Raw genomic sequence first — 13,981 nt, 5'->3', positions numbered from 1 at the left:
CCTACAAATTTTCTGCGAAGGCCCGGAGTTGTCTTGTCCGGGTCTTCGCTGCTGCCTGGGCGCCGGCGAGTTCGCTGCGGTTCGCTACCGGAATCACGACCTCGAGATAACACTTGAGCTTGGGCTCGGTGCCGGACGGGCGGACGACGATGCGCGTCGTCGCGCCGGTGAAGACCACCGCGTCGGTGCGCAGTGGCGAATCGACCGTCCCCAGATCCTCGAAAGCAGCCAGATCTTCGAAAGCAACTGCCTCGCCGCAGATTTCGTGCGGTGGATTGCTCCGAACGCGGTCCATGATCGTGGCGATGTCGGCAACGTCGTCGACTCTGCGGGAAACTTGGTCCCCGTGGTGGTAGCCGAATTCGAGGGCGTAGTCGTCGAGCACATCCAGCACGGTTCGGCCGGTGTCGGCAAGAGTGGCAACCAGATCGGCGACCAGGACGGCGGCCGAGATTCCGTCCTTGTCTCGGACGGCGTCGGGGTCGACGCAGTGGCCGATCGCCTCTTCGTAGGCGTAGACAAGGCCGTCGCCTGCTCGGGTCAGCCATTTGAACCCGGTGAGGGTGCACGCGAACCGGGCGCCGCGAGTGGGAGCCAGTTTCGAGAGCAGAGTGGACGACACGATGGTGGTCGCTACCAGCGAATTCGGCGGAGTCGTGGAAAGTACGTGGTCGGCAAGCAACACGCCGGTCTCGTCTCCGCGGAGCATCCGCCACCCGTGGCCGTCGCGTACGCCGACGGCGCAGCGGTCGGCGTCCGGATCGAGAGCTATCGCGAGATCAGCGCTTACGGTGTCGGCCAGCGCGAGGAGCGCATCGGCAGCGCCCGGCTCTTCCGGATTGGGAAAGGCGACAGTCGGGAAATCGGGATCGGGATCGAATTGCCCGGAGACTACGTGGACGTCGGTGAAACCGGCAGCGTGCAACGCGGCCAGTGCGGTATCTCCGCCCACGCCGTGTAGCGGTGTCAGTGCGATGCGAATGTTGCGGGCTTGCCCGTGTGGAAGCGTTGCGACGCGTCGTACGTAGTTTTCGATCACGGAGTTGCCCACCGGCGTCACCGGAGTTCTGGCAATGCTCGACGCGCCGCCGACCTTCGCGATCGCGCTTTCGATCTCGCGATCCGCCGGTGAGACCAGTTGGGATCCACCGTCGAGGTACACCTTGTAGCCGTTGTCCGCGGCGGGGTTGTGCGACGCGGTGATCTGGATTCCGGCGCTGGCGCCGAGTGCCCGAACGGCAAATGCGAGCACCGGTGTCGGTAGCGGGTGGGGGAGAAGAGTGACCTCGAATCCGGCGGCGGCCAGAACCTCGGCGCCGGCAGTGGCAAATGCTTCGGAACCATGGCGGGCGTCGCGGCCGACAACGATGTGAGAGCCGCTGTGGCCGTGCGCGTTCAGCCACGCTGCGAGTCCGGCGGTGGTGCGGATGACAACAGCTACGTTCATCCCGTTGGGGCCGCCTCGCACCGGTCCGCGCAACCCCGCCGTGCCGAATGTCAGTGGAGCGGAAAAACGTTCGGCCAGTTCATGTTCGGAGAGCGATGCGAGTTCGCGCCTGGTGGCCGGGTCGGGATCGGAGTTGATCCACTCCTGCGCCGCCAGGATCACAGTTCGCGGACCAGTTGGCGCAGCAGCGTTCCCACTCGGGTCGCGGACGCCTTGCCTGCCGCGAGTACTTCCTGATGATCGAGTGGTGCGCCGGTGATGCCCGCGGCAAGATTGGTGACCATCGAGATGCCCAACACCCGTGCGCCCAGAGCGCGAGCCGCGATGGTCTCGTGGACCGTCGACATGCCTACGAGATCGGCGCCGAGGGTGCGCAGCATCCGGATTTCGGCAGGCGTTTCGTAATGGGGCCCGGGTAGCCCGGCGTATACGCCTTCGGTGAGTTCGGGGTCGATGGAGCGAGCGAGTGCTCGAAGTTCGGGGGAGTAGGCGTCGACGAGATCGACGAATTCCGCGCCCACCAACGGCGAGCGGGCCGTCAGGTTGAGGTGGTCACTGATCAGGACCGGCTGACCGACGGCGTAGTCCTCGCGGATACCGCCGGCGGCATTGGTGAGGATCACGGTGTCCGCGCCCGCTGCGATGGCGGTGCGAACGGGATGGACCACGGAGCTGAGTTCATGGCCTTCGTACGCGTGGGTGCGTCCGAGAAGCAACAGAACCTGGGTATCGCCGACGGTGACGGTTCGGATCCTTCCGGCGTGGCCGAGAGCCGACGGCGGAGCGAAGCCAGGTAGGTCGGCCATCGACACCTCGGCGGTGGGCTCACCGAACTGGTCGGCAGCGTCGGTCCACCCTGAACCGAGGACTACGGCGACGGAGGGCGGCGCGCTTCCGGTCATGGCGGACAGAGCGGCAGCGGCGGCTTCGGCGATCGTTCCCATGTGCGTTACCTTACTGACGAGTCGGGTCGGTTCGTCGGATGACCTACCGGCCATTACGCTGCCCTTCATGCCTTATCTCGAACGCGACGGCGACGTATTCATCCTGTACCTCGGAAACGAGGGTGAAACTGACAACGAGAACCGTTTCACCCCTGATTGGATCGACTCGGTGCACAGCGCACTCGACGAGGTCGAAGCGCACGAGGGGCCGGCTGCCCTGGTCACCACGGCGACGGGCAAGTTCTACACGAACGGCCTGGACACCACGTGGATCTTTGCCAACATCGACGGTCTTCCCGGGTACCTCGACAAGGTACACACGCTGTACACCCGCTTGCTGACATTCCCGATGGCGACGGTCGCGGCGATCGGTGGCCACGCCTTCGGAGCGGGCGCGATGCTCGCGACGTCGCACGACTTCCAGATCATGCGCGCCGACCGCGGTTTCTACTGCCTGCCAGAGGTGAGCCTGAACATGCCGTTCACCGTTGGCATGTCGGCCCTGCTGAACAGCAGACTCCCCAAGCAAGCGGCCGTGGAGGCAATGACCACCGGGCGCCGATTCGGTGGCGCCGACGCACTGTCTGCCGGAATTGTCCAGGAAACCGTCGAGGGTGATTCGGTGCTCGCGACCGCGGTGGCCAAGGCCGCTGCGCTCACCGCGACACACGGACCGAACCTGGCCGGAATCAAGGCCGGGATTCATCGAGACCTGTTGGTTGATCTTGGACGGGTGACTGACAAGAGCAACTTCTCGTTCGGGTGAGACAATGATTCGGTGAATCATGAAGTCGACGGCGTAGTCAGGTCTGTGGAGACCGATCTGATTGCGCTGTCGCATTCGATTCACGGTGATCCGGAGCTTGCATTCGAGGAATTCCGCAGCAGCGCCAAGGTGTCCGAACTGCTGGAGCAGCACGGCTTCGCGATCACTCGCGGTCTGGTCGATCTACCCACGGCGTTCGATGCGACGTACGGCAGCGGAGAGCTGGTCATCGCGATCTGCGCCGAGTACGACGCTCTTCCGGACATCGGCCACGCCTGTGGGCACAACATCATCGCTGCGGCGGCGGTAGGTGCCGGTATCGCCTTGGCGTCTGTGGCGGACCAACTCGGCATCACTGTTCGGGTGATCGGAACTCCGGCCGAGGAAACCGGTGGCGGCAAAGTGCTGATGCTCGAGCGCGGGGCGTTCGACGGCGTCGGCGCCGCGATGATGGTTCACCCTGGCCCGATCGACATCATCGGTGCGACGTCGCTGGCCTTGGCCGATATCGCCGTCAGCTACCACGGACGGGAGGCTCACGCGTCCGCCGCCCCGGAGTTCGGACTCAATGCCGCCGACGCGGCAACCCTGGCTCAGGTGGCAGTGGGGTTGTTGCGCCAGCACCTGCTCCCCGGTCAGCAGATTCACGGCATCGTCAGTGACGGTGGAACCGCCCCCAACATCGTGCCGGCGCGTTCGGAGCTGTTGTATTACTTGCGGGCGGAGACCGCAGCGTCGTTGGCCAATCTGTCGGAGCGGTCGAATGCCTGTTTTGCAGCCGGCGCTCTTGGCACCGGTTGCACTCACGAGATCCGCACCGTATCTCCGACCTACACCGAATTGACGCCTGATCCGTGGCTCGCTGATGTGTACCGCGAACAGATCCTGGACCTGGGCCGGGTGCCGTTGGCACCTGAATGGGAGCGTTCTCGTCCGCTCGGAAGTACCGACATGGGTAATGTCACCAACGTGATTCCTGGAATTCATCCTGTGATCGGTTTGGATTCAGCTGGGGCAGTGACACATCAGCCGGAGTTCGCTGCTGCGTGTGTCACGGAATCTGCTGATCGCGCCGTTGTAGACGGCGCAATAGCCTTGGCTCGCACTGCTGTCCGGGTAGCGTCCGATCCTTCGGAACGCGCCCGTCTGTTGGAAGGAGTAGATCGCCGGTGAACGCGGCAATCGATACTTGGATTCACGCGCATACCGACGATCTGGTCGCGTGGCGACGGCACATTCACGCCAACCCCGAATTGGCGCGCCATGAGTACGCGACAACGGAATTTGTCGCGACGCGGCTCATCGAAGCTGGACTTTCACCGAAGGTGCTTCCCGGCGGCACGGGGTTGACGTGCGATATCGGTCCGGACGGACCCCGCATTGCCCTGCGCGCCGACATGGATGCACTGCCGATGCAGGAGGCGACGGGTGCCACGTACTCGTCCACGGTCCCTGGTGTTTCCCACGCTTGTGGGCACGACGCGCACACCACGATCCTGTTGGGCGTTGGCGTGGCCTTGGCGTCGTTGCCGGAACTTCCGGTCGGAGTTCGGTTGATCTTCCAGCCTGCCGAAGAAGTGATGCCGGGCGGTGCGCTCGACGTCATCGCGGCCGGTGCACTCGACGGTGTTTCGAGAATCTTTGCTCTGCATTGTGATCCGCGCCTGGAAGCGGGTCAGGTCGGTGTGAGACTCGGCGCGATCACGTCCGCAGCCGATACCGTCGAAGTGGTTCTGGATTCGCCGGGAGGCCATACGTCGCGGCCTCACCTGACAACTGATCTCATCTACGCGCTCGGAACTGTTGTCACCGGTTTGCCCGGAATGCTCAGCCGCCGTATCGATCCGCGCACCGGCACTGTCATGGTGTGGGGCGCGGTCAGCGCCGGTCAAGCACCTAACGCGATCCCGCAGACCGGCATGATGACGGGCACGGTCCGAACGGGCGATCACGAAACATGGGAACTGCTCGAACCTCTTGTGGAGGAGATCGTGCACGGACTGCTCGCACCGACAGGTGTCCGCTACCAACTGAACTACCGCCGCGGTGTCCCGCCGGTCGTCAATGACGAGATCTCGACGCGTATGTTCGAGGACGCCATCGCCAGCGTTGGGCAGGATGCCTTGGCAGACACACCACAATCCGGTGGTGGAGAAGACTTTTCGTGGTACCTCGAGACCGTCCCTGGCGCTATGGCCAGGTTGGGTGTGTGGTCCGGCGAAGGTGAACAACTCGATATCCATCAACCCACATTCGATCTCGACGAGCGCGCGCTCGGTGTGGGCGTGAAAGTTCTCACAAGCCTCGTTCTCGGTTAGTTCCGGTTCCCGTCGGGGGCACCGTTTTTCGTAAGGTTCGAGTGAAGGTACGGGCATGTCCATAGGTGTGGGAGTGCGAATCGGCACAGTGGTGTCGACGGCAGTGGTCGCGTCGAACGATCCAGGTTCGGCTGATCCGGTGGTAATCGTTCGCGATACGGTTCTCAATCAGCGCAAGGACGGCACCACCGTGCTCGGCGGCGAGTCGGAGTTGGGCGGCGGCCGCGAGTTCACGGAAAGCTGGACGGGTTTTGTCGCCCGCGTCGGCGATCCGAGCGGTGTTGCCGGAACAGCTGATACCCGTTATCGCGCTGAAGATTTGGTGGCAACGTCCATCCGCTGTCTGCTACAGGAATGCGAGCCGCTGCCCGATCGTGGGGGTAAGGACGGCGGAGCGCCCGACATCGTGGCGACGTACCCGTCACGCTGGGATTCCTCGACGGCGGCGATCCTGCGCGATTCACTGGTCTACGCGGGCCTCGAACGGGTCACCTTGGTATCGGACGCCGAAGCCGTGTCGGCGTGGTTCGAATCGGAAATCGCCGCGCTGGCCGGAACGCTCATCGGGATCTATCACGTCGACGACACCGGAGCCGCTGTCACCCTGGTGCGTTCGGGTGTTGCCGCGGGCCGCGCATTCGGATTCGCCGGCGACGGCAGCTCTCCGAGTTCACGAATTGCAACGGCGCTCGGCGCCTTCGGATGGATGCCGGAAAACCTCGACGCCGTTGTCGTGACCGGCGACGGTGACATGGCGGGCGACAAGGCGGCGATGACGGCCATTGCCGTTGGGGTCGCCGAAAAGCTCAATGTCCGTTGTGAACTCGGACCTGGTCCGGAACAGTCGGCAGCGCTCGGTGCAGCAATTCTTGCAGCCGGTTTCACGTCGACGTCGCACAAGATCGTGCCGATCGGACTGCCGCCGTCACATGACGTCACCGAAGTATTCGACAACGTCCCGAAGGTTGCCGTGTCGGCCGAAGGGGCACAGGTGGCTACTGCGGAGGCGGAACCTACGTCGGTGGCGGAGACCGAGACCGGCAAGTCCGGCTCCACGCGCATCGTGATCACAGTTGCCGCCGTAGCGGCGATCATCGCGCTTGCGGTGCTGGCCTATTTCCTGCTGCTCTAGTCGGTCAATCTGGATTAGTCGGTCAAACCGTTTCCGGGACCCACGTTCCGGCTGTTTCGCGTCCGCAGTTCCCGGACGTAGTCGGCCGGAGCGCCCGCGATCTCGGCTGCGTCGGCCATCACACCGATGTAGCGAGCGGACGGAAGACCACCTTCGTAGGCGTCCATGACATAGAGCCAGGCCAGAACAGCGCCGTCCGTGGTGTCGACACGTACCCGGATCTTGCGGTGCAGTCCGAGTTCGGCGCCTTCCCAGCGGTCGAGGCTCACCTCGTCCTCTTCCGGTACGTCGTAGAGGACTACGAAAACGCTGGAATCCGGGTCCTCCACCACAGTGGCGAGAGCGCCTTCCCAGCCGAGGTCTTCGCCGCTGAAGGTCAGGCGCCAGCCACGCAACCATCCAGTTCCCGACATGGGGGAGTGTGGGCAGCGCAACAGCATCTGCTCGGGGTGCATGTTGGAACCGTACGCAGCATAAATCGACACGGGCGCAAGCCTAAACGGTGGTGTGAGGGTGACGCGAAGCGGACCACCGGACGCTAGTAATCTGGTACAAGCACTGCGCGACCTCGATCGCTGCAATAGCGTGACCAACGCGTGCTGTACATGAGGTATATGGACTGGCGGGAGACCCCTGCCGGTCGCCTGACGACTTGGAGGACACATGACCCGGATCGTGATCATCGGCGGCGGACCTGCCGGATATGAGGCAGCGCTGGTTGCTGCCCAGCACGGCGCAACCGTCACCCTGGTCGATTCGGACGGCGTCGGCGGCGCGTGTGTCCTGTTCGACTGTGTGCCGTCGAAGACGTTCATCGCCTCGACCGGCATCCGCACCGACATGCGTCGCGCATCCGATTTGGGAATCACGCTCGATCCCGAGCAGGCGTCGGTATCGCTCCCCAAGATTCACGCCCGTGTGAAGGCACTTGCGCTGTCCCAGTCCTCGGACATTCGCGCTCGACTGCAGACGGTTGGTGTCGAGGTCCTCTCCGGCACCGCAGAACTGACGGACCAGGAACTCGGATTGGCGACACACCAGGTGCGGGCGACCCTCGCCGACGGTGAGGAGCGCACCATCGCTGCCGACGTAGTCCTTATTGCGACCGGCGCCAGCCCCCGCATCATCCCGGGCGCGGAACCGGACGGTGAGCGCATCATGACGTGGCGTCAGCTCTACGACTTGGAAGAGCTGCCCTCGCACCTCGTTGTTGTCGGTTCCGGTGTGACCGGTGCCGAGTTCGTGTCCGCGTACACCGAGATGGGCGTCAAGGTGACGCTGGTGTCCAGCCGTGACCGAGTGCTCCCGGGCGAGGATGCCGACGCGGCCCTCGTGCTCGAAGACGCGTTGGCCGAGCGCGGCGTGATCCTGGTCAAGCACGCGCGCGCCGATGCCGTCGAGCGCACCGAGGACGGGATCATCGTCAAGCTTTCCGACGGCCGCACGGTCGAGGGCAGCCATGCCCTCATGACAGTCGGCTCGGTTCCGAATACCGACGGACTCGGTCTCGACAAGGTCGGCATCGAGCTCGACAAGGGCGGCTACCTGCGCGTCGACCGCGTCTCCCGCACCGCGGTGTCGGGTATCTACGCTGCCGGTGACTGCACTGGCCTGCTCCCGCTCGCATCCGTGGCCGCCATGCAGGGCCGCATCGCGATGTACCACGCACTCGGTGAAGGCGTGAGCCCCATCAAGTTGAAGACGGTGGCGTCGGCGGTGTTCACACGTCCCGAGATCGCAACGGTGGGTGTGACGCAGGCTGCAATCGACAACGGTGAAGTTCCGGCTCGTACCGTCATGCTGCCGCTCAACACCAACCCGCGCGCCAAGATGTCCGGACTGCGTCGTGGCTTCGTGAAGATCTTCTGCCGTCCCGCAACGGGTGTCGTGATCGGCGGAGTTGTGGTCGCGCCCAATGGATCCGAGTTGATCCTGCCGCTCGCGATGGCCGTGCAGAACAACCTGAGCGTCAACGACCTGGCCCAGACGTTCTCGGTGTACCCGTCGCTGACCGGTTCGATCACCGAGGCGGCGCGTCAGCTCATGCGTCACGACGACCTCGACTGATTTTCCGTAATGTGGTTTCCCGAAATCTGAGAATTGGATTTCACATATTGGCGTGATGGTGGGATAGTCGTGGTACCGGTCGAATCATGGATCGGTACCACGGCGCTCTCCCCGCCCCGTAGACCCCTCGGCGGCTCAGGGTGTTTTTCCTCTGATCTTTCTTTTTGCGTGCCTGGGAGTTTCTATGAAACACGCCGCGCTGTCTGCTCGTATGGGTGGGCTCCGTAGTTCTGCAATCCGTGACCTGCTCACCCTGACTGCTCGCCCTGACGTGATCAGTTTGGCCGGCGGCTTGCCGGATCCGAATTTCATTCCGCGAGAGCGCATTTCACAGGCAGCTGCCGACGCTCTCGGTGATGCGTCGTCCGTTCAGTACGGTGAGACCTCGGGGTTGCGACACCTTCGTGAGGTCATTGCGGCCCGCGAATCCGTCAAGATCGGCCGCACACTCGAATCGTCCGACGTGGTGGTCACGCATGGTTCCCAACAGGGCCTGAGTTTGCTGGCTCAGGTATTGCTCGACGCCGGTGACACCGTTGTTGTGGAAGATCCGGCGTATACCGGCGCACTGCAGGTCTTTCGGACTGCGCAGGCAAGCCTGGCCGCCGTCCCGGTCGACGCGGACGGCATGGATACCGACGTTCTCGAAGCGAAGCTTGCGGGTGGACTTCGCCCGAAAGTTGTTCATACCGTGAGTAACTTTCACAATCCGCGCGGGTCCGTTCTTTCGCTCGAACGTCGCGCACACCTCGCGAAACTTGCCGATACGTACGGCTTCTGGATACTCGAGGACGACCCGTACGGGGAACTGTACTTCGACGGTCCGCCGCCGCTTCCGGTCGCAGCATTGTCGGACAGGGTTATTCGGCTGTCCAGTGCGTCCAAGGTGCTGGCTCCTGCCCTGCGTGTCGGCTGGCTGCACGGTGACCGGCGCGTGTGCGAAGCGGTCGAATTGATCAAACAGGGTGCAGATCTGTGCGGGTCGTCGCTCACTCAACAGATTGCGGCCGACTTGTTCTCGGACACCGCGTGGTTCGACGCGCATCTGGACAAGTTGCGGGCGTCCTACGGCAACCGCGCGAAGACTCTTGTCAGTGCCTTGGAGGCCGGCTTCGGCGACAGCGCACGATTCTCGCCCGTGCGCGGCGGCATGTTCTGTTGGATGGAGAGCCTTGAACCCGTAGACACTGCGGCGGTTCTCGATGTTGCCGTCGAGCATGGTGTTGCCTTTGTGCCCGGTGCCGCATTCGGCGTCGACGCAGACCTGAGCCTATCGGCCCGACTGTGTTTTGCGACGTATCCGGAAACAGTGCTGGAAGACGCCGCACGGAAACTGTGCGACGCCTTCCGTGATGCTTCCGCTCAGTCTCGGGGTTGAACTCCGCGCCACAGCAATTCGATTGCGGCACGGACCCGATCGTCGGCCCCGTCGGCCGTGGACGGTCCGCGGACGACAAACTGGTAGTAGGACATTCCCACGATCAGGTCGATCAGGACATCCGTGTCCACCGAGGAGTCCAAGGTGCCTGCGGCCTGCGCTTCGGACATTGCTTCCGTCAGGTGGACGCGGCGCCGTGAGACGTGTTGCTGCCAGCTGGCTTCGCGGACCTTGTCGTTCTGCAATCCGAGAACGATGCGTTTACGAACCAGGTCACCGGACGCGCCGGTCACGTCGACCATGCCGACCGCAAAGGAATTGGCAAGGTCGACGCGGAGATCGCCGGTGAAGGTTGTCTTCACCTCGGATCGGACGCTGTCGAGCGCTGCCGCCAGGAGTTCCTCGCGGCTCGACCATCGTCGATAGATTGCGGCGCGCGAAATTCCGGACCGAGTGGTGATGGCGGCGATCGTCACCTCGTCAGCGCTGGGGAATTCCGTCAACAATTCGATGGTTGCGGTAAGGACTGCTTCTTCGACGGCGGTATCGCGGGGGCGACCGGGTCCGCGCGGCGTTTCCGGTGTTGTCACGTTCTCGAGTATCACTGTGTTGCAAGCATTTTCGTGCGCAAGAGCGCAACCATTTCCTGGCTGAGTCCGGCCGCACGCAACGGCGCCAGAACGTCCCCGTGGCGCCGCACGAGTGTGCGCTGCATGACGGTCATGGAGGTACGCTCGGCGCCCATCATGGCGCCACTGGGCATGCTGCCGGCGTCGAAGTCGAACGGTAGGAAGCCGCCCATGATCATCTGGACCCGCGCATGCAGGCGGGGTAGCTCAGCCGAGGTGCGGGCGTAGTCGTCTGCGATGGCGTCGGCGTCCGCGCCGACTGCACTGAGCAGCGCCGCTGCAAACACCCCCGTGCGGTCCTTGCCTGCGGCGCAGTGGAATACGGTTCCGCCGGGGCTCAGGGCGAGGACGGTCAGACCTGTCGCGAGTTGAGGTGCCGCGGATTCCAGAAGGTCCGCATACCACTGGCCGACGTGATCGGGAGTGGTTACCTGTGGCAGCGCCTGATTCATGGCGGCGGGAGCGGCGACCTCGGCGACGAGTGGAATGTGGTGATAGGCGATAGCGTGAGCAGCGAGTGGGCCGCGCCCGGTGTGTGCCGCTTCGCCAGGGGACCGTAGATCGATCACCGTGCGGATTCCCCTGTTCCACAGTGAATCGGCGTATTCCGTCGACAGGTGTGAGACGTCGTCGCTGCGGAAGGCGACAGATTCGCGAATGTATCCGCTTGCCACTGGCACCGCGGCAAGATCGCGCAGGTTCACCGGGTCGAGCAGTTCGGGGGACGAGAGTACGTTGGTCATGGTTTTTCTCAGCTCAGTCGGGCGCGGATCATCGCGCTGATTCGGTCGATGACGGTGACGAGCACGATGATGCTCAGAATGATGGTGCTCAGGTGCCCGTAGTCGTACATGCGCATGGCCGTGGTGAGTTCCAAACCGATACCACCGGCACCGACGAGACCGAGAATTGTTGCACCGCGGACATTTCCCTCGAAGAGGAGCAGGGTGTAGCTGACAAGCAGGGGTGCTGCTTGCGGCAGAACTCCGTAGGCGATGATCTGCCGTTTGTCGGCTCCCGCGGAACTCAAGGCATCGAGTGGACCTTGATCGACCGATTCCATCGCCTCGGCGTAGATCTTGCTGATCGAGCCGAGGGAGCCGACCACGATGGCAAGCACACCGGCAAACGGGCCGAGGCCCACAGCGGAGACGAACATCAGGGCGTAGATGAGTTCGGGGATCGAGCGCAAGACGTTCAGGATCGCCCGGGATATGCCGTAGAGCCACTTCGGGGCGATGTTCGATGCCGCACCGAAACTGAGGATCAGTGACAGAACCGCGCCTACCAGCGTTCCGACAATTGCCATCTGGAGCGTTTCGATCAGCAGGGTGACGATGACGTCGAACTTGTCGAAAGTCGGCGGGAACAGTCGCGAGACAAAATCAACCATGTTGGGTACACCGGAAACCAGGCGCGCGGGGTCGGCGTCTGCGCCGGCAAACGACCACGCGAGGACCACTGCAATGACGATCAGACCGACCCCGCTGCGAGGGGAGGGTAGACGCCACGGTTTGGCGAGGCGTTCGGCTTCCTTCGACATAGCCTGCGTCTGTTCGCGCTTACTGCTCGATGATGTCTGCATGTTCACCATAGATCGTGCTCACCGCCTCTTCGTTGAGTTCTTCTGCACGGCTGTTGAATACGATGCGTCCGTCCCGCAGGCCGATGACGCGATCGGTGTACTTTCTCGCGAGGCCGACGACGTGAAGGCTGACGATCACCGGAACCTGACGTTCGCGGGCAATCTCCCTCAGCAAGGTGAGGATGGTTCCGGCAAGTCGTGGATCGAGGGAGGCGACGGGTTCGTCGGCGAGGATCAGTTTCGGGTGTTGCATCAGAGTGCGCGCGATCGCTACCCGTTGCTGCTCACCGCCGCTGAGTGTCCGGCTCTGCTGAGATGCTTTGCCTTCCAATCCGACTCGGCGCAATAGTTCGAGAGCCTCGACGCGTTGGGTGCGTCCGAATCCGCCGATCAGGTTGACCGCACCGGCGTCGTACAGACCGCCGGTCAAGACGTTGGTCAGGGCGCTCAGTCGCGGCACCAGATTGAAGTGCTGAAAGACGTAGCCGACATCCGAACGCAGAGAACGTAAGTCGGAACCGTTCTGCTGCGCGACGTCTCGGCCGGCAACTGTCAATTCGTCGGCGGTGAAGTCGGTGAGGCGGGTCAGTGTCTTCATCAATGTCGATTTGCCGGATCCCGAGTGGCCGAGCAAACCGACTACTTCACCGGGGCGAACGGTGAGGTCGACGCCGTCGAGGGCGATGTTGTCGCCGAACGTGACTCGGATGTTGCGTCCAGCGACCACCGGCGGCGAAACTATGGACGAGCGCGGCGGGCGAATTACCGGCGCTGTCATCGGATGTTGTCCAGGTCGACTCCGGCAGCTTCCGCGATCGTGACCAACGGTTCGTACACCGAGAAGTCGGGATCGGCGGTGTACGTGCCGCCAACGCCCAGGATCTTCGATGCTTCGGGATTCGCCGAGAGCATTGCCGGGAGCTTGTCCTTGATCGCGTCACGAGTCTCGGAATCGAGGCCGCTGCGGGCGACAATGGAAACACCAACCGGGATGGGTGCGCTTTGGCCGACGATCCGGACGTCGTCGGCGGTGAACATGCCACCGGCTACGAACGACGTATAGAGCTGGCGCGCGGTGCAGGCAACGTCGACGTTCCCGTTCATCAATGCGAGAACCGCAGAGTCGTGTCCGCCGGCAAAGGTGCTCTTGTAGTCGGTTCCGTCGGCGAGTCCTGCCTCGGCCATCATTGCCTTCGGCATGAAGTAGCCAGTGGTCGATCCCGGATCGACAAAGGCGACCTGATGTCCCTTGATGTCGGTGACGGATTGAATTGTGCTGTCGGACTTGGCCAGACAGTACGACGCTGGATCGGGTGCCCCGTTCCAGGCAAGGATGGGCTCGACGCTTCCCGTCTTGAATGCGAGGGCGGCCGAGAAGGGGCTGAGGACGGCTATGTCGACAAATCCGTTCCGAACAGCCTCGACGACGCCGAGGTAGTCCGCCGGCGACTCGTGTTTGACGGTTTTGCCGGTCGCGGTTCCCACCATGTCGGCGACATCGGTCATGATGGCGAGCTCTTTGACGTCATCGGTGCCGGGAGGCGTGGCAAAAATGATTTGATTCGAATCCGCAGACGAGGCTTCGGATTCGGTGGAGCACGAGGACAGGGCGAGTGAAGCGACGGCAGTCAACGCGACGGCGATACCGACTCGAGCACGCATGATGGACCTTCCGAAAAGGCGGGGGAGTTTGACGCCTGTTACGAAACCATCGG

Annotated in this window: 14 protein-coding genes; 6 read left to right on the top strand and 8 right to left on the bottom strand. The window is 63.3% G+C overall.

The features are described 5' to 3' along the window. Window position 1: 1 nt before the first annotated feature. Together KYT97_RS08170 and KYT97_RS08165 are read right to left on the bottom strand one after the other, a co-directional pair. Window positions 2–1,447, bottom strand: a complete 1,446-nt coding sequence (locus tag KYT97_RS08170; protein ID WP_245006153.1) for a phospho-sugar mutase — start codon at window positions 1,445–1,447, stop codon at window positions 2–4. 158 nt (window positions 1,448–1,605) lie between these two features. Further along, window positions 1,606–2,391: a purine-nucleoside phosphorylase gene (locus KYT97_RS08165; protein WP_033231520.1), complete on the bottom strand. Its 786-nt coding sequence runs from the start codon at window positions 2,389–2,391 to the stop codon at window positions 1,606–1,608. 67 nt (window positions 2,392–2,458) lie between these two features. Here KYT97_RS08165 and KYT97_RS08160 point away from each other — a divergent pair, with 67 nt between their 5' ends. From KYT97_RS08160 to KYT97_RS08145, 4 genes are read left to right on the top strand one after another with little or no spacing between them, the layout of a single operon-like run. Beyond that, entirely contained in the window at window positions 2,459–3,157 is a 699-nt protein-coding gene (locus tag KYT97_RS08160) for an enoyl-CoA hydratase-related protein (protein WP_033231264.1), read from the top strand. Window positions 3,158–3,169: 12 nt separating this feature from the next. Then, window positions 3,170–4,330, top strand: coding sequence for a M20 family metallopeptidase (locus tag KYT97_RS08155; protein WP_051730213.1), 1,161 nt, complete (start codon window positions 3,170–3,172; stop codon window positions 4,328–4,330). Then, a complete protein-coding gene (locus tag KYT97_RS08150; RefSeq protein WP_045070687.1) occupies window positions 4,327–5,475 on the top strand; it encodes a M20 family metallopeptidase in 1,149 nt (382 codons plus the stop codon). Before KYT97_RS08155 ends, KYT97_RS08150 begins: the two co-directional genes overlap by 4 nt. Window positions 5,476–5,530: 55 nt before the next feature. Continuing rightward, window positions 5,531–6,607 (top strand): hypothetical protein, encoded by a 1,077-nt coding sequence (locus KYT97_RS08145; RefSeq protein WP_179300736.1) that lies wholly within the window; start codon window positions 5,531–5,533, stop codon window positions 6,605–6,607. A 14-nt stretch (window positions 6,608–6,621) separates the two neighbouring features. On the opposite strand, the gene KYT97_RS08140 is transcribed toward KYT97_RS08145, so the two are convergent. After that, complete coding sequence (locus tag KYT97_RS08140; RefSeq protein WP_033231261.1) at window positions 6,622–7,092, bottom strand: gamma-glutamylcyclotransferase family protein; 471 nt, start codon at window positions 7,090–7,092, stop codon at window positions 6,622–6,624. A gap of 178 nt (window positions 7,093–7,270) precedes the next feature. Here KYT97_RS08140 and KYT97_RS08135 point away from each other — a divergent pair, with 178 nt between their 5' ends. Further along, window positions 7,271–8,674, top strand: a complete 1,404-nt coding sequence (locus KYT97_RS08135) for an NAD(P)H-quinone dehydrogenase (protein ID WP_033231260.1) — start codon at window positions 7,271–7,273, stop codon at window positions 8,672–8,674. A gap of 184 nt (window positions 8,675–8,858) precedes the next feature. Then, complete coding sequence (locus KYT97_RS08130) at window positions 8,859–10,052, top strand: aminotransferase-like domain-containing protein (protein ID WP_033231259.1); 1,194 nt, start codon at window positions 8,859–8,861, stop codon at window positions 10,050–10,052. Here the strand turns inward: KYT97_RS08130 and KYT97_RS08125 are convergent. Genes KYT97_RS08125 through phnD form a run of 5 tightly spaced genes read right to left on the bottom strand, consistent with a single transcriptional unit; the run spans window position 10,037 to window position 13,928 of the window. Beyond that, window positions 10,037–10,642: a TetR/AcrR family transcriptional regulator gene (locus tag KYT97_RS08125; protein ID WP_033231518.1), complete on the bottom strand. Its 606-nt coding sequence runs from the start codon at window positions 10,640–10,642 to the stop codon at window positions 10,037–10,039. The genes KYT97_RS08130 and KYT97_RS08125 overlap by 16 nt on opposite strands. 11 nt (window positions 10,643–10,653) lie before the next feature. Beyond that, window positions 10,654–11,424, bottom strand: coding sequence for a tyrosine-protein phosphatase (locus tag KYT97_RS08120; RefSeq protein WP_219112029.1), 771 nt, complete (start codon window positions 11,422–11,424; stop codon window positions 10,654–10,656). 8 nt (window positions 11,425–11,432) lie between these two features. Beyond that, window positions 11,433–12,266, bottom strand: a complete 834-nt coding sequence (gene phnE, locus KYT97_RS08115; RefSeq protein ID WP_033231257.1) for a phosphonate ABC transporter, permease protein PhnE — start codon at window positions 12,264–12,266, stop codon at window positions 11,433–11,435. Next, the gene (gene phnC / locus KYT97_RS08110) at window positions 12,244–13,044 is read right to left on the bottom strand and encodes a phosphonate ABC transporter ATP-binding protein (protein ID WP_219112028.1); all 801 of its coding nucleotides are present in this window, start codon (window positions 13,042–13,044) and stop codon (window positions 12,244–12,246) included. The genes phnE and phnC overlap by 23 nt, the downstream gene beginning before the upstream one ends. Continuing rightward, window positions 13,041–13,928, bottom strand: coding sequence for a phosphate/phosphite/phosphonate ABC transporter substrate-binding protein (phnD, locus tag KYT97_RS08105; RefSeq protein ID WP_219112027.1), 888 nt, complete (start codon window positions 13,926–13,928; stop codon window positions 13,041–13,043). Before phnD ends, phnC begins: the two co-directional genes overlap by 4 nt. Window positions 13,929–13,981 lie beyond the last annotated feature (53 nt).

The sequence above is a fragment of the Rhodococcus globerulus genome (assembly GCF_019334125.1).
GTDB classification, from domain to species: domain Bacteria; phylum Actinomycetota; class Actinomycetes; order Mycobacteriales; family Mycobacteriaceae; genus Rhodococcus_F; species Rhodococcus_F globerula.
The sequence above is the reverse complement of the archived record's forward strand: the minus strand, read 5'-3'. Positions and strand labels throughout refer to the sequence as shown.